This is a genomic window from Cupriavidus sp. 207A1, from assembly GCF_057798955.1.
The window spans coordinates 157,551-172,534 of record NZ_JBYOJO010000010.1; the positions used below are offsets into that span (position 1 = coordinate 157,551).

Below are 14,984 nucleotides of genomic sequence, written 5' to 3' on the forward strand. Positions count from 1 at the left end.
GAGTTTTTCAGGTGGAGGAGACACAAGCATGAGCAGCATCGACTACCAGCGGCTGACGTTCGCCTACCAGCCCTGCGCGGAACAGCAGCGCGCCGGGCAATCCGCTGATGCCGCGCCCGCGGCGGTGCATCCGGTGGTCGTGGTCGGGGCCGGCCCGGTGGGGCTGGCCACCGCCATCGACCTGGCGCAACGCGGCGTGCCCGTGGTGCTGGTGGACGACGACTGCACGCTGTCCACCGGTTCGCGCGCGATCTGCTTTTCCAAGCGCACGCTCGATATTTTCGACCGCCTCGGCTGCGGGGAGCGCATGGTCGACAAGGGCGTGCGCTGGCATGTCGGCAGGGTGTTCCTGCGCGACGAGCAGGTCTACAGCTTCGACCTGCTGCCCGACAGCGGCCACCGCCGTCCGGCCTTCATCAACCTGCAGCAGTACTACCTCGAAGGCTACCTGCTGGAGCGCGCGCAAGCGCTGCCCAATATCGAGATCCGCTGGCGCAACAAGGTGGTCGGCGTGGAAAGCCGCCGCGCGCCTGACGCCGGCGTGGTGCTGACAGTCGAGACCCCCGACGGCTGCTACCCGCTGGCCGCGCGCTATGTGGTCGCCGCCGACGGCTCGCGCAGTCCGATGCGCAAGCTGCTGGGGCTGGACAGCAAGGGCCGCACCTTCCGCGACCGCTTCCTGATCGCCGACGTGAAGATGGAGGCCGATTTCCCGGCCGAGCGCTGGTTCTGGTTCGACCCGCCCTTCCATCCGCACCAGTCGGTGCTGCTGCACCGCCAGCCGGACAATGTCTGGCGCATCGACTTCCAGCTGGGCTGGGACGCCGACCCGGTGCTGGAGAAGTCGCCCGAGCGCGTGATCCCGCGGGTGCAGGCGCTGCTGGGCAAGGACGTGAAGTTCGAGCTGGAGTGGGTCAGCGTCTACACCTTCTCCTGCCAGCGCATGGACAGCTTCCGCCACGGCAATATCCTGTTCGCCGGCGATGCCGCGCACGGCGTCTCGCCGTTTGGCGCGCGCGGTGCCAACAGCGGTGTCCAGGACGCCGAGAATCTGGCGTGGAAGCTGGCCTACGTGCTGCAGGGCCATGCCTGCGACCGGCTGCTCGACACCTACGCCAGCGAGCGCGAGTTCGCCGCCGACGAGAACATCCGCAACTCCACCCGCTCGACCGACTTCATCACGCCCAAGAGCGCCGCCAGCCGCGTATTCCGCGACGCGGTGCTGGCGCTGTCGAGGCGCCATGCGTTCGCGCGCGCGCTGGTGAACAGCGGCAGGCTGTCGGTGCCGGCGGTGCTGCATGGCTCGCCGCTGAACACCGAGGACGCCGCCCCGGATGCTGCCGGCAAGCTGGTGCCGGGTGCGGTCTGCTGCGATGCGCCGGTGTCCGGCGTGGACGGCGCCGGCTGGCTGCTGTCGTATCTTGGTGGCGATTTCACCTTGCTGGTGTTTGGCAATCCGGAGGCCATCGATGGCGGCACCCTGGCCGACCTGGCCGCTCTGAAGCAGGCCGGCACACCGCTGCAGCTGGTCTATGTGACCGACGCCGTGCAACTGCCCATGACCTGCACCCACGCCACCGTGCTGCGCGACGACCAGGGCCTGGCGGCGGCGCGCTACGGCGCCAGGCCCGGCACCTGCTACCTGGTCCGTCCCGACCAGCATGTGTGCGCGCGCTGGCACCGTCCCGACCCTGCCGCAATCCGCGCGGCGCTGGCGCGCGCCACCGGCGCCGACCTGCGCGCGCCGCAGCCGGGCCGCATGGCCGCCTGATGGCCCGGACGCCAGCCCTGCCCAATGGAGATAGCCATGCCCAATTTGCTCAACACCCAGCCCAACCTGGCGCGCCCCGACGACTTCTACGAAGCGCTGATCGAGATGCACCGCGACCTCGACGAGGCCCAGAGCCAGGCCGCCAACGCGCAGCTGATCCTGCTGCTCGCCAACCATATCGGCGACCACGACGTGCTGCTGGCGGCCTTGGCCGAGGCGCGCGCCGGCGTAATCGCCAGCGCCGACACCACGCCGGCATGACCGGATAACCAGGCGCAGGCGCGGCCGGTCCGGGCCTGCGCCCGGCGCAGTCATTCCACCCATCCCGGGCCAACGCGCACCAGACGCGGCCCACTGGCGGCAACCGCCCGGCTGCCTGCCGCCGCAGCCACCACCGCACGGAGACAACATCGATGAGCCATCCGGTCTCAGGGGAGCTTTCGTCCCTATCCAGCCTGGCGCCTTCCGCCCCGGCCGCCCCAACCACCGCAGCACTCGCCGCGCGCGACGAGGATGCGCTCTACCGCAAGGTCTGGCTGCGCATCATTCCCTTCCTGTTCGTCTGCTACGTGGTGTCGTTCCTGGACCGCATCAACATCGGCTTCGCGCAGCTGCAGATGAAGCAGGACCTGGGCTTCAGCGATGCCATGTACGGCCTTGGCGCGGCGGTGTTCTACGTCGGCTACGTGCTGTGCGAGGTGCCGAGCAACATGCTGCTGGCGCGCTTCGGCGCGCGCCGCACCTTCACCCGCATCATGGTGCTGTGGGGCACCGTGTCGGTGGCGATGATGGCGGTGTCGACGCCGGCGCAGTTCTACGCGCTGCGCTTCCTGCTGGGCGTGTTCGAGGCCGGCTTCTTCCCCGGCATCGTGCTGTACCTGACCTACTGGTTTCCCGCGCGCCGGCGCGCCGCGGTGATGGCGATCTTCTTTGCCGGCGTGGCGGTGGCGGGCGTGCTGGGCGGGCTGGTGTCCGGCTGGATCATGCGCGACATGGCCGGCGTGCTGGGGCTGCAGGGCTGGAAATGGATGTTCGCGATCGAAGGCGCGCCGGCGGTGCTGCTGGGGCTGGCGGCCGCGCGCCTGCTGGTCGACGGGCCGCAGCAGGCCAGCTGGCTGAGCGAGCGCGAACGCGCCCACCTGCTGCGCGACACCGCCGCGCATACCCAGGGCGGCGGCCACTCGCTGCATGCGCTGCGCCAGGTGCTGCGCAACCCGCGCGTGTACCTGTTCGCCTTTATCTATTTTTCGCTGACCTGCGGCTCGCTCGCGCTCAGCTTCTGGATGCCGCTGATGATCCGCGATTTCGGCGTGACCGACGTGATGTCGGTAAGCCTGTATTCGGTGGTGCCCAATGCGGTGGGCGCGGTCGGCCTGATCCTGATTGCGCGGCATTCGGACCGCACCGGCGAGCGTCATCGGCATTTCCTGCTGTGCACCACGGGCGGCGCGCTGGCGCTGGCGGCCTTGACCTTGCCGCTGCCGGGACTGGGCGCGATGCTGGCCATCCTGTCGGTGGCGGCGGTGCTGATCTTTGCCGCGCTGCCGGTGTTCTGGGCGCTGCCCCCGGGCTACCTGCCCGGCGCCGGCACCGCCGCCGGAATCGCCTTCATCAGCAGCATCGGCATCACCAGCGGCATCGTCAGCCCGTGGGTGATCGGCCAGATCAAGACCCGCACCGGCAGCCTCGACCATGCGCTCTACCTGCTGGCGGTGCTGCTGCTGGCGAGCGGCCTGGCGATGTGGCTGGGCGTGCCGAAACAGCCCGCGCGGCCGGCGTGAGCCAGGCCTCGGGAAACCTCAATTCCGGATAGTCCGCACCCGCATGGGTGCGGCGTTCAGTGGGATCGGCCGCAGGGAATCACGGAGGCGATTTCCTCCCGCATCACCTCGACCACATCGTCTATTTCCAGCCCTTCCGCGGTGACCAGCACGTCCTGTCCGCGCCCGATGGCGTAGACCACGCCGCGCCAGCGGCCGGGCTCGACGGCCTCGCACAGGCGGATATTGAATTCGGTGTCCTGGTCCTGGCTATACACCGTCACCAGGTCGCCCACCTGGGGAGTGCGCACCGCTTCTCCGTCGAACGCCCGGGCCACCACGGTCACCGGCGACTGCGTCAGCCCCCTGGCAAATCTTGCACGCATGGTCCGCTCCTCTTATTGCGATCCAAGTCCAGCTTACAAGAGGCCGGACAAATAACCAGGGATTTCCATCCGAAAGTGGAACCAGAAGCGCTTCGCGCCTGTCAGACGCCGCCGGATAGACAGCGCGCGCAGATCGACCACAATAAAAGGACCGATATCCGAGGGAGACCTGACATGGGCAGCAACATACACGTCGTTCCGCACGACGAAGGCTGGGACGTCATCCACGAAGGCGCACGCTACGCCGAATCGCACCACGCCACGCAGGAAGAGGCGGTTGCCGCCGGCACCTCGCAGGCCCAGCGCGAGCACGTCGAATTGCTGATCCATGGCCGCGACGGCCAGATCCGCTCGCGCAACAGCTTCGGCCACGATCCCCGCACCATTCACGGCTGACCCGCGCTGCTTGCCGCAACGCCGATGACGCCGGCACGCTGCCGGCAGCCCGCGACACCATGCCACAACACCGGGCCGACCCGCACGCCGTGGCCGCCCTTGTGTCCGCCCTTGCGGCCGCGACCGTGCCGTGGCCGGCGATCGACCACGCGGCCGAGAATCCGTTCACCGGCCCCTTCGCCAACGCTGCCGCGGCGCTGGCCGATCGGCTCGGCAGCCACCGCGTGGTGTTGCTGGGCGAAAGCACGCACGGCACCGCCGAGTTCTATCACGCCCGCGCCGCGCTGACCGCGCAGCTGGTGGCCCGGCACGGCTTCGGCATCATCGCGGTGGAGGCGGACTGGCCAGACGCCGCGGCGGTGGACCGCCATGTGCGCGGGCGCCCGCCGCGGCCCGCCGAATCCCCTGGCGCCGCCTTTACGCGCTTCCCGGTCTGGATGTGGCGCAACCTCGAGGTGGCGCGCTTTATCCGCTGGCTGCACGCGCACAATGCCGCGCTGGCGCCGGCCCGGCGCGCCGGTTTCTTCGGCCTCGATATCTACAGCCTGGGCGCCTCGATGGCGGCGGTGCTGGCTTACCTGGAAGGCGTCGATCCCCGCGCCGCGCAGGCTGCGCGCGAGCGCTATGGCTGCCTGGAACCATGGCGGCGCGACCCCGCGCGCTACGGCCGCGCCGTGCTGCACGGCACCCATGCCAACTGCGAGAACGCTGTGGTCGAACAACTGCAGGCGTTGCTCGACAAGCGCCTCGCCTACGCGCGCGACGGGCACGAGGACTTCCTCGATGCCGCGCAGAATGCGCGCCTGGTGGCTTCGGCCGAGCGCTACTACCGCGTCATGTACCACGGCAGCGACGACAGCTGGAACCTGCGCGACACGCATATGTTCGAGACCCTGGCGCAGTTGCTGCACGCCCATGGGCCGGCATCGCGCGCGGTGGTGTGGGCGCACAACTCGCATATCGGCGATGCGTCGCAAACCGAGATGGGCACCAGCCAGGGCCAGCTGAATATCGGCCAGCTATGCCGCGAGGCCTTTGGCGACGCGGCCGCGCTGGTCGGCTTCAGCACCTACGACGGCACCGTCGCGGCGGCAACCTCGTGGGACGGTCCCATGGAAATCAAGCAGGTGCGCCCCGCCCGAACAGACAGCTACGAGCACCTGTTCCACGCAGCAGGCCATGCGCAGGGCTGGACGGATTTACGCGGGGACGGTGTTGACGACGGTAAGGGCAGCGCCGTGCACGCCGAACTGCGCGAACTGCTGATGCCGGCGCGGCAGGAGCGCTTCATCGGCGTGATCTACCGCCCGGAGACTGAACTGCAGAGTCACTACGCACGCGCCATCCTGCCGCGGCAGTTCGATGTGCTGGCGTGGTTCGACCGCAGCAGCGCGGTACCGGCGCTACCCGCGGCGCCGGCACCGGGCGCGCCCGAGACCTGGCCTTCGGGTCTCTGAGACGCTGGCGCGGCCCGCCAGTTGCTTGCCTCAGTTACTTGCGGCTCTTAGGCGCCTTCGGTTCCGAAGCCGGATAGTCATACCGTTGCGGCGATTGCGGCCCCTCGTTGACGGCGGGGCTGGCCGGCGTGGCAGGCGTTGCCGGGGTGGCGCGGGTGCTCGGGCCGCCCGGGGTCGCGGGTGTGGCCGGCGTGGCGGGAGTGGCGCGGCGCGTGTCGCCCTGGCCCGGCATGACATCGGAGGCCGACGTGCCCGGCGCGCGCGTGTCGGCGCCAGGGCGAGTGGTGGTGGTCTGGGCCCACGCGGGGGCGCTGAGCAGCGCGGCCAGCGCAAGGATCGCGGTGTATCTCATGACAGTCTCCTTCCTCGTTAATCCATCGCTGATGGCCAGCCGCGTTCGGCAGTGGCCGGAACCGGCTCCATTGCGAAAGCCGTGCCAGCGCGGGCAGTTCAGCCGCCGGTGCGGTCGGGCGCGACCTCGATGTGATTGACGACGTCGCACCCGCCGGCATGCGTGCGCACGCAGGCCTCGACCGCGGCGCGATCGGCGGCGCTGCCGATCGCACCGCGCAGCGTGATGCGGCCCTGCGCCACGTCCAGCGCAATCTCGCTGACGTCGAGGCCGCTCTCCCACAAGCGCTCGCACAGCGAGGCCTGCAGCGCGGTGTCGGCCGCGCCGACGGCGTTGCCGCGCGGGTTGGTGTCTGCCTTCGAACCGGGCATGGGCATGGTCTGCGCGCCGCCGCCCTCAATACATGCGCATGCCGTGGCCGGGATGGCCCTCGGCGCCGGCCGGCCTTGCCACGCGCAGGTGGTTGACCAGGTCCCTGACGCCGAAGACCTCGTCGGCGATATCCTCGATGCGGTACTTCTGGTGCCGGTCCGGCACGCTGCCCTCCAGCGTCACCACGCCCTGCTCGACCCGCACCTCGACCTCGTTCAGGTCAAGCCGGCCACTGCGCGTCAGTTGCTCGCACAGGTCTTCCAGGATGCGCTCGTCGCTGCGCTGGTAGTTGCGCGGCCCGACCGGCCGCCATGGCTGCGTCCCGCCTCGGTAGAGGTCCATGCGCTCGTTGTAGCCGGTGAACTGGCGGTAGGGATCGGCCCTGCCCCGGGCTTGCGGGGCCTGGACCTCGTGCGGCCGCCATTCCCCGCTACCGCGTCCGGCAACGCGGCCCCCGCCAAATTCGCCGGGGTCGACTGGCTGGTCATAGTCGTACACGCCATAGGCTCCCACGTAGTGGCTGCGCATATCGGCCTCGGGCACGGCACTTTCGTGCCATGGCGGGCCGCGCCAGTTGTCTCTGCGATCCATCGTTGCCTCCGTTGTTGCCTCCGTTCTTGCCCCGGCTCGTTGCGCTACTTCTGCCGCGGCGGCACCAGGCCGTGGTCCGCGGTGCGCAGCTGGCCATGGCGCAGCTGCTCGACCGCGCAAGCGAGCGCACGCGCCACGTTGTCGACTTCGCCCTGCACGCTGGTGTCGTGGTCCAGCGCGACGTGGCTGGTGGCATAAGGCTCGTAGTAGCCGATATACCGGTCCAGCCGCGCCTGCGCGCCGGCATCGACCAGTCCCATCCAGTCCAGCCAGTCCGACAGCGCGCGGCGCACGCCTTCGATGCCGGCGACGTCGCCATGCACCACCAGCCCGTAGGCGCGCCCGGCCAGGTGCTTGGGATAGTCCCAGCCCGACAGCTCGATCGCCTTGGCCCTTGCCACGTCCTTGCCGCGCGTGGTGGTGGGATCCGGGTTGCCGCCATCGGCGCAGACCAGCCGGTCCATCATCAGCTTGAGCGGGCTGGTGGCCTGGTACCAGTACACCGGCGTGACGATCAGCACGCCGTGGCAGGCGGCCCAGCGCGGGTAAATCTCGTTCATCCAGTCATTGACCTGGCCCAGCGCATGGTTGGGATAGCAGCTGCACGGCCAGTGGCACAGCGGCATCGCGGTCGATACGCAGCCCTTGCATGGATGAATATGCAGTTGCGCGTCGGAAGTCAGGTGGCTCAGGTCGAGCAGGTCGACCTCGATGCCCTGCGCTTCGAGTCGCTCGCGCGCGCGCCCGGCCAGGCGCCAGGATTTCGACATCTCGCCCGGGCAGGTGTAGTCGTTGCGCGAGGCCGCGCACACCAGCAGCACGCGCGAGCGCGTGGCGGGATCGGACTGGCGCTGCTGGGCCACGCGCACCGCCTCGCTGGCGGCGCGCCATTCGTCGGAGAGATCGTAATCCGGGTCGGCATAGCCCGCGCCCGCCTTGTGCGTGAGCGGCGCCTTGCGGCTTTGCGCATAGGCATCCCAGGCAATGCGCTCGAGCCGGTCCAGCGCTTCGTCCTCCTGCCGATAGGCGGGGTCGGTAAAGCGCGCCAGGAAGCGCTGGCGAAAGACTTCGCGCGGCAGCGGACTGGTGACCTGGCCCTTGCGCACGTCCTCGGGGTTGCCGGCGTGGCGCGGCGCGCGCGGCGCATCGTGCGCGGGACGGTCTGGGGGCGCGGATGGCATGGGCGGCTTCGGCGGCTGCTCGGGCATGTCGGTCTCCGTAATGCGTAATGGCCTCGGTACGGGTCTCCATACGGTCTCCGTACAGGTTGTTGCGCACCGGACATGCAAGATGAGCGCCACCGCCGCGCATGGTGTGCGTCGCGCGCGGCGCGCAGCTTTTACAGGCGCGCTCCGGCGCTGCATGTACATTTTTCCCCGCATTTGGACCCGTCGGTGGCGCCAGCGCGCGCGCGCTGTCCCTGCAGCGCCGCGCGTGCGCTATCCACTTGCTGGCACGGAACCTGCCGCCCTGCGGGAAATCGACTGCGGATACCGCAAGGGAGAACATGCGAGTGATTGCGATGAGCCACGGCGCCGCAGGCGGCGGCAACAACGTCGGCATTGCGCGCTATCTGCTGCGCCATGGGCTGCGCGTGGTCACGGCGGAATCCTGCACCGCCGGCCTGATCGCCTCGCGCATCGCCGAGGTGCCAGGATGCGGCGACGTGCTGCGCTGCGCGATCGTGGCCTACTCGCCGTCCGCCAAGGAACAGCTGCTGCATGTCCCGGCCGAGACCATCCGGCGCCATGGCCTGACCAGCGAGGCGGTTTCGCTGGCAATGGCGCGTGGCGCCATGCAGCTGACCGGCGCGGACCTGGCGATCGCCAACACCGGCGTGGCCGATGGTGGCGGCGACGGCGATATCCCCGCCGGCACCCAGTGCTTTGCCTGGGTATTCCGCCGCCACGGCCATGCCGCGCACGACGTGGTGTCGCACGCGGAGGGCATCGCAGCCTTTACCGAGACACGCCGCTTTGCCGGTGCGCGCAACGCCGTGCGCGAAGCCGCCGCCGACTGGGCCCTGGCACGCATCTGCCACTACCACGAACTGGCGCGCAGCGGGCAAGGCCGCGACGCGCGCCCATGAATCGCCGGCGCGCCGAGACGGCATGCCGGCAATCCCGAGGGCCCTGGGCCCGACCGACGTAGTCTTGCAATGGAGACCATCATGAAACGCACTCTCGCTACCACGGCACTGGTCGTCGGCACCGCGCTCTGCCTGCCGGCCTTTGCCCAACAAGCCCCGGCGTCGCCGAACGTGCCGAACCCCAGCGTGCCGCCGATCGAAGGTTCGCCTCCGGCGTCGCGCAACCAGCCGGCCGCCACCGACATGGGCTCCGCTTCCGCTCCGGGCGCCAAGGACACCATGAAGAAATCCAAGTCCAAGTCGGACAAGGCCTCGACCACCGCGCGCAGCAAGAAGCCGCGCGAGCAGGGCGCGCCCGCCGCACCGACCGCCGACGCGCCAAGCGGACCGAAGGGCGATTCGCCGGATCCGGTGCCCAAGCAGTAAGCGCCTGACTGATCCTGGACACGCGGCGCGCCGTGCGCGCCGGCTGCTCGCCTGCAGCGCCCGCACCGGAACGGACTATCGCGTGAGCGGGCGCCGCGGCAGGTCAGCCGCCGCCGCGCATCGCCCGCGTCGCCTGCGCCAGCAGGGCATCGCGTTCACGCCGGCGCCAGCGCACGCAGCGCCATAGCTCCTCCAGGTAAGGGAGCCCCGCCAGCAGCACCACCGCTACCAGCAGGCTGGCCAGATACGCCGGCGGCAGCGGCTGGGCCTTCAGCGCCAGCGCCATCCGCGCCGGCTCGGGGCCGCTCCCGAACAAGGCCAGAAACTGGTCCCAGTGCAGCACCACCACATACGACGCCGCGGCCAGCGGCAGCACTTCCAGCAGGCTGTGCATGTGCTGCTCGGCCGGTGCGATATGGCGGCGCTTGCTGGCGTAATGCACATCCCACCATGCGGTGATCTCGTGGATCACCAACGCCGCCAGCACCACCGCGATCAGCAGCGCGTTGACCTCCAGGAACAGCACCAGCAGCAGCGGCAGGCCCACCTCGGCCAGCATCAGCATGTGCAGCAGCGATTCGGTGACGCCGGCGTTGCGTTCGATCTGCGTGGCCCGGTGGCAGAGCCAGTCGCCCACGCCCGCCAGCAGCCACAGCGGTACCAGCCCGTACATCAGCACGAGGCGGGCGGCATGTTCGAAGGCAGTGAGGTCGGCCGGCATGGCAGTGGTATGGCCCGATGCGCGCCTGCTACAGCCGCTCTTGCGGCGCGCGGTACTGCTGGCGCAGCACCCGGAACAGCTCGTGGTTCAACTGCACGCCGCGATACTGCCGGCGCACCACGGCGCGCAGGCGCGAGCCCAGCACATGCGTGCGCAGCGCACGCGCATAGCGCCGCTGCACCGCGTGTTCGCGCTTGCTGATGGCCTGCACGATGGAACGGTCGGAACTGTGCTTGCCAATCGCGTGGGCCGAGGAGGCCGGCAAGGCCTCCGGCACCTCGCCCAGGTCGAGCAGGCACGCCTGCAGTTCATGCGCGGCCTGCGCGAACGCATTCGCGCGGCTGGTCAGCACCGACTTGAGATGGGGGTTGGCCGCGGCGGTGGCGGCACGGCGGCAGCCCAGTTCGCCCTCGCGCGAGGCCGCGATCAGCGCGTTGAGCAACAGGATTTTCTTCTTCGCCATGGCACACCTGCCCTGGTCCGCGGGCGGACCGTGAAGTCACCGATCGGAGCCGGCGGCTGCCGGCGGTTGCGCGTTGGCGCCGGGCATGCGGTGCATGCCGGACTGGTCCAAGGATAGCGGCTGGCCCTGCGTGGCGCCAGTTGCAGCGAAGGCGTGCTGCGATGCGGCCCGCCACGCCTTGCGCGCCTCGCGCATGCCGCGCAGGTTCATGGCGATCAGCGCCAGCTGCAGCACGATCAGCGCATGGGCGTCACCGTGCCAGCCCCATGCAATCCACAGCACGTTGCTGGCCAGGAACACCCAGAAGCCGGCGCGCCGCCGTGCGATCGAGCGCGAGCCGACCAGCCACGTCGCCACTACCGTCACCACCATTGCCGGCCATTGCGCCGCCTCCAGCCACTGATCCATGGGTCCCCTTAGATGGTTGCCACCGTGCCGGCGATGGCACGCATGGGCTCACAGGGGCAAGAACCATACCGGGGAATGCAGCGGCCGGCAGCGCCTGCGCGGCCTTGCGCGATATTTCCATCAACGCGGCGGCCACCAGTACTTTTTACAAGCCGTTGCCGAATCGGCACATGCGCCGGCGCGCCGCACGCCCTTGCGGTGCCTCGGCAAACCGGCCCGTCGCCGCGCGCGGGCGCGCTGGCACGCACTTCGCATGGCAGAGCCATCCCGGCGGCTGGCCGCAAGGCGCCGCTCCGGGATTTTTGTTGCTCCGACGGAGCGAAACACCGGGAGGACATGTGCGGATCTGCCAGATCGACCTGACCGGAACGCCCGAAGCCGATCAGCATGCGCTGCAGCGCGTGGCGGCACTGGGGTTCGACCACGTATTGATCGGCGGCTGGCCGCACCTGCCCGAGGACGACACGCTCGCGGCGTGCGCCCGGCATGGCCTGGCCCCACTGCTCGATATTTCTCTGGACCGCTATATGGCGGACGGCGCCGCCGGGACCGACGACCTTCCCGATGCCGCCTGGATCGACACCGCGGCGCCCGCGTTCGCGCCGCATGAAACCGACAACCATATCCCCGGCACGCGCCTGCGCTGGCATGACCGGCACATCGCCGAGGCGCTGGTGCAATGGTGGGCGGCGCGGCTGCGCCTGGCGTGGGCCGCCGGCGCGGCCGGCTTTTGCTGCCGCGCCCCGGCACGCGTGCCCGGTGAGTGCTGGGCCGCCCTGCTGGCAACCCTGCGCGGCGATGCGGTGCCGGAAACGGCGCGCGGCACACCGCGCTTCCTGGCCTGGACCCCGGGGCTGACCCCGGCACAGCTGGACGAACTCGCGCCCGCCGGCTTCGACGGCGCCTTCTGCTCGCTGCCGTGGTGGGACTACCGCAGCGCCTGGCTGACCGAGGAAATGGCGCGGCTGCGCCGCCTAGGCCGGGTGCTGGCGGCGCCGGCGCTGGCGCCGGCGCGCCATGACGCGCTCAGCGCGCGGCGCGCGCTGTGGACCGCCGCGGCGATCGGCGACGGCATCCTGGTGCCGGCGGGGTTCGAGACCGGCGGCGCGCAGGCGCGCGATCCGCTGGCGCCGGACGGCCACGTGCATGACGGCGTGCCCTACGACATCACCCATGAAGTGCTCGAGGCCAATACCTGGCTGGCCGCGCGCGACCCCGCACCGGCCCTGGCCGTGCGCCTGCTGAGCGGCCCCGACGCGCCGCTGACCGTGCTGGCGCGCCTGCCCACCCCCAATGGCCATGGCAACGGGCCCGATGCCGCGCCGCGCCGCGATGACCCGGCCGTGCCCGACGCGGGCCCCGCACTGGCGGTGGTGCTCAACCCCGATGCGATGGAACCGGCCAGCCTGGGCGCCGACCGCGTGCTCAGTGCCATGCCGCATGCCAGCGCCCGCCTGGAGCCGGCCGCGGGCGGACCGGGCGGCACCCTCGACGGCACCAGCCGACTCGATGCGCTGTCCAGCATCACGCTGGCGCCGGCCGATATCCGTCTCTACGAAGTGCCACCGGTGCCGCTGAGCCGGCCCGGCATGCCGCGGCCCGACGCGACCGCGCCGCACGGCCACGAAACCCTGGCGGTCACCGGTTTGGGCAGCGTGGTGGCCGCCATGGAGGCGCCGCGCATCGCCATCGAACGGGTCGAGCCCGGCTGCGACGCCGGCCGCTTCGCCGTGCGCCGCGTGGTGGGCGAGCGCGTTGACGTCAGCGCCGATATCTGGATGGATGGCCACGACAAGCTTGCCGCCGCGGTGTTGTGGCGCGCGCCGGGCGAGACCGACTGGCGCGAGACGCCGATGCAGCCGGGCGTCAACGACCGCTGGGAAGGCAGCTTCCCGCTGGTGGCGCTGGGCCGGCATGAATTCACCGTCGAGGCCTGGCGCGACACCTATGCCAGCTGGCTCGACGAGATCGGCAAGAAGCGCGCGGCGGGCCTCAACGTCGCGCTGGAAATCGAGGAAGGCGCGCGACTGGTGGCCGATGCGCTGCTGCGGCCGGCGGCAAATGGAAAAGCGGGCAACGGCAAGGCCGGCAATGGCCGCAAGTCCGGCAAGAAGGGCAGCCAGCAGCCCGCCACGAACGACGAACTCTCCGCCATCGTCGATGAGCTGACCGCGGCCGCCGGCGACGACGAACGGCGCCTGCAGCTGCTGCTGTCCGAGCGCACCGCCGCGGCCATGCAGGCCGTGATGCAGACCCCGGCCGGACGCCCGTTCGCGTCGCGCCATCCGGTGGCGATGCCGGTCGAGGCCGACCGGCTGGCCGCGCGCTTCGCCAGCTGGTATGAACTTTTTCCGCGCTCGCAAAGCAACGACGCGCAGCGCCATGGCACCTTCGACGACGTCATCGCGCGCCTGCCCGCGATCCGCGCGATGGGCTTCGACGTGCTGTACTTCCCGCCGATCCACCCGATCGGCCGCACTCATCGCAAGGGCCGCAACAACAGCCTGCGCAGCGCGCCGGACGATCCCGGCAGCCCCTATGCCATCGGCAGCGCCGAAGGCGGCCACGATGCGCTGCATCCGGAGCTGGGCACCTTCGAAGATTTCAGCCGGCTGATCGACGCCGCCGCCGCGCAGGGCCTGGAACTGGCGCTGGACTTCGCGATCCAGTGCTCGCCCGACCATCCGTGGCTGCGGGACCATCCGGAGTGGTTCGCGCACCGGCCCGACGGCTCGCTGCGCTACGCCGAGAACCCGCCCAAGAAGTACGAGGACATCGTCAACGTCGACTTCTACGCCGCGCCGCCGGCCGGTGCCGCGCTGTGGCAGGCACTGCGCGACGTGGTGATGTTCTGGGCCGACCACGGCATCCGCATCTTCCGCGTCGACAACCCGCACACCAAGCCGCTGCCGTTCTGGGAATGGATGATCGCGGACGTGCGCGCGCGCCACCCTGACACCATCTTCCTGGCCGAGGCCTTCACCCGGCCCAAGATGATGGCGCGCCTGGCCAAGCTGGGCTTCAGCCAGTCGTACACCTACTTCACCTGGCGCAACACCAAGTGGGAGCTGACCGAGTACCTGACCGAGCTGACGCAGAGTCCTCTGCGCGATTTCTTCCGGCCGCACTTCTTCGTCAACACGCCGGACATCAACCCCTACTTCCTGCATCACGGCGGCCGCCCCGCGTTCCTGATCCGCGCGGCGCTGGCGACGCTGCTGTCCGGGCTGTGGGGCATGTACAGCGGCTTCGAACTGTGCGAGAGCGCGCCCTTCGTGCTCGATGGCAAGGTGCGCGAGGAATACCTGGACTCCGAGAAATACCAGCTGCGCGTGCGCGACTGGCAGCAGCCCGGCAATATCGTCGCCGAGATCTCGCGCCTCAACGAGATCCGTGCCGGCCACCCCGCGCTGCAGAACCACCTGGGGCTGCGCTTCTACCATGCCGGCAGCGACGCGGTGCTGTGGTTCGCGCGCTTCGTGCCGGGCACCGATTACCTGTTCGGCGACGACGTGCTGCTGGTGGCGATCAACCTCGACCCGCGCACCGCGCACGATGCCGATATCGAAATCCCGCTGTGGGAATGGGGCCTGCCCGACCAGGCCGGCCTGGCGGTGCAGGACCTGATGCGCGGCCAGCGCTTCGAGCTGCGCGGCAAGCACCAGCGCATCCGGCTCGACCCGGCGCAGCTGCCGTTCGCGGTCTGGCACGTGCAGCCGCTGGAACGTCCCGCCCCCCGCCCACCTGCTGCGCCGGTCTCGACCGACCCGCACGGCGCCTGACAGGCATACG

16 protein-coding genes are annotated in these 14,984 nt (G+C 70.2%); 8 read left to right on the forward strand and 8 right to left on the reverse strand.

Going from position 1 to position 14,984, the window contains the following annotated elements:
* Positions 1 to 28: 28 nt before the first annotated feature.
* The 3 genes from AC3FMM_RS19425 to AC3FMM_RS19435 all read left to right on the forward strand — a co-directional run bounded on the left by AC3FMM_RS19425 (position 29) and on the right by AC3FMM_RS19435 (position 3,552).
* Complete coding sequence (locus tag AC3FMM_RS19425; RefSeq protein WP_488687307.1) at positions 29 to 1,771, forward strand: FAD-dependent oxidoreductase; 1,743 nt, start codon at positions 29 to 31, stop codon at positions 1,769 to 1,771.
* Positions 1,772 to 1,807: 36 nt separating this feature from the next.
* Positions 1,808 to 2,032, forward strand: coding sequence for a DUF2783 domain-containing protein (locus AC3FMM_RS19430; protein ID WP_326347500.1), 225 nt, complete (start codon positions 1,808 to 1,810; stop codon positions 2,030 to 2,032).
* A 152-nt stretch (positions 2,033 to 2,184) separates the two neighbouring features.
* Positions 2,185 to 3,552 carry an MFS transporter gene (locus AC3FMM_RS19435; protein ID WP_115713156.1) on the forward strand — a complete coding sequence of 456 codons (1,368 nt, stop codon included), beginning with the start codon at positions 2,185 to 2,187 and terminating at the stop codon, positions 3,550 to 3,552.
* A gap of 56 nt (positions 3,553 to 3,608) precedes the next feature.
* On the opposite strand, the gene AC3FMM_RS19440 is transcribed toward AC3FMM_RS19435, so the two are convergent.
* Positions 3,609 to 3,917 (reverse strand): hypothetical protein, encoded by a 309-nt coding sequence (locus tag AC3FMM_RS19440; protein ID WP_010814535.1) that lies wholly within the window; start codon positions 3,915 to 3,917, stop codon positions 3,609 to 3,611.
* Positions 3,918 to 4,091: 174 nt separating this feature from the next.
* Here AC3FMM_RS19440 and AC3FMM_RS19445 point away from each other — a divergent pair, with 174 nt between their 5' ends.
* Together AC3FMM_RS19445 and AC3FMM_RS19450 are read left to right on the forward strand one after the other, a co-directional pair.
* Positions 4,092 to 4,313, forward strand: a complete 222-nt coding sequence (locus tag AC3FMM_RS19445; RefSeq protein ID WP_018007233.1) for a DUF2188 domain-containing protein — start codon at positions 4,092 to 4,094, stop codon at positions 4,311 to 4,313.
* 59 nt (positions 4,314 to 4,372) lie between these two features.
* Complete coding sequence (locus AC3FMM_RS19450) at positions 4,373 to 5,770, forward strand: erythromycin esterase family protein (RefSeq protein ID WP_488687308.1); 1,398 nt, start codon at positions 4,373 to 4,375, stop codon at positions 5,768 to 5,770.
* A 34-nt stretch (positions 5,771 to 5,804) separates the two neighbouring features.
* On the opposite strand, the gene AC3FMM_RS19455 is transcribed toward AC3FMM_RS19450, so the two are convergent.
* The 4 genes from AC3FMM_RS19455 to AC3FMM_RS19470 form a co-directional block, all read right to left on the reverse strand.
* Positions 5,805 to 6,122, reverse strand: coding sequence for a hypothetical protein (locus AC3FMM_RS19455; RefSeq protein ID WP_115713154.1), 318 nt, complete (start codon positions 6,120 to 6,122; stop codon positions 5,805 to 5,807).
* 98 nt (positions 6,123 to 6,220) lie between these two features.
* Positions 6,221 to 6,493 carry a BON domain-containing protein gene (locus AC3FMM_RS19460; RefSeq protein WP_115713153.1) on the reverse strand — a complete coding sequence of 91 codons (273 nt, stop codon included), beginning with the start codon at positions 6,491 to 6,493 and terminating at the stop codon, positions 6,221 to 6,223.
* Between the two features lie 25 nt (positions 6,494 to 6,518).
* Entirely contained in the window at positions 6,519 to 7,085 is a 567-nt protein-coding gene (locus AC3FMM_RS19465; protein ID WP_116314506.1) for a BON domain-containing protein, read from the reverse strand.
* Positions 7,086 to 7,129: 44 nt separating this feature from the next.
* Positions 7,130 to 8,266, reverse strand: a complete 1,137-nt coding sequence (locus AC3FMM_RS19470; RefSeq protein ID WP_488687309.1) for a flavodoxin family protein — start codon at positions 8,264 to 8,266, stop codon at positions 7,130 to 7,132.
* A gap of 341 nt (positions 8,267 to 8,607) precedes the next feature.
* Between AC3FMM_RS19470 and AC3FMM_RS19475 the strand changes: the two genes are divergently transcribed.
* A complete protein-coding gene (locus AC3FMM_RS19475; RefSeq protein ID WP_115683694.1) occupies positions 8,608 to 9,174 on the forward strand; it encodes a CinA family protein in 567 nt (188 codons plus the stop codon).
* A gap of 81 nt (positions 9,175 to 9,255) precedes the next feature.
* Entirely contained in the window at positions 9,256 to 9,600 is a 345-nt protein-coding gene (locus AC3FMM_RS19480; protein ID WP_488687310.1) for a hypothetical protein, read from the forward strand.
* Between the two features lie 103 nt (positions 9,601 to 9,703).
* On the opposite strand, the gene AC3FMM_RS19485 is transcribed toward AC3FMM_RS19480, so the two are convergent.
* Genes AC3FMM_RS19485 through AC3FMM_RS19495 form a run of 3 tightly spaced genes read right to left on the reverse strand, consistent with a single transcriptional unit; the run spans position 9,704 to position 11,192 of the window.
* Positions 9,704 to 10,321 (reverse strand): diguanylate cyclase, encoded by a 618-nt coding sequence (locus tag AC3FMM_RS19485; protein ID WP_488687311.1) that lies wholly within the window; start codon positions 10,319 to 10,321, stop codon positions 9,704 to 9,706.
* 28 nt (positions 10,322 to 10,349) lie between these two features.
* Positions 10,350 to 10,784 carry a PA2169 family four-helix-bundle protein gene (locus AC3FMM_RS19490; protein WP_116314509.1) on the reverse strand — a complete coding sequence of 145 codons (435 nt, stop codon included), beginning with the start codon at positions 10,782 to 10,784 and terminating at the stop codon, positions 10,350 to 10,352.
* A 36-nt stretch (positions 10,785 to 10,820) separates the two neighbouring features.
* Positions 10,821 to 11,192 (reverse strand): hypothetical protein, encoded by a 372-nt coding sequence (locus tag AC3FMM_RS19495; protein WP_115713148.1) that lies wholly within the window; start codon positions 11,190 to 11,192, stop codon positions 10,821 to 10,823.
* A gap of 338 nt (positions 11,193 to 11,530) precedes the next feature.
* Here AC3FMM_RS19495 and AC3FMM_RS19500 point away from each other — a divergent pair, with 338 nt between their 5' ends.
* Positions 11,531 to 14,974, forward strand: a complete 3,444-nt coding sequence (locus tag AC3FMM_RS19500) for a maltotransferase domain-containing protein (RefSeq protein WP_488687312.1) — start codon at positions 11,531 to 11,533, stop codon at positions 14,972 to 14,974.
* The last annotated feature ends 10 nt before the right edge of the window (positions 14,975 to 14,984 follow it).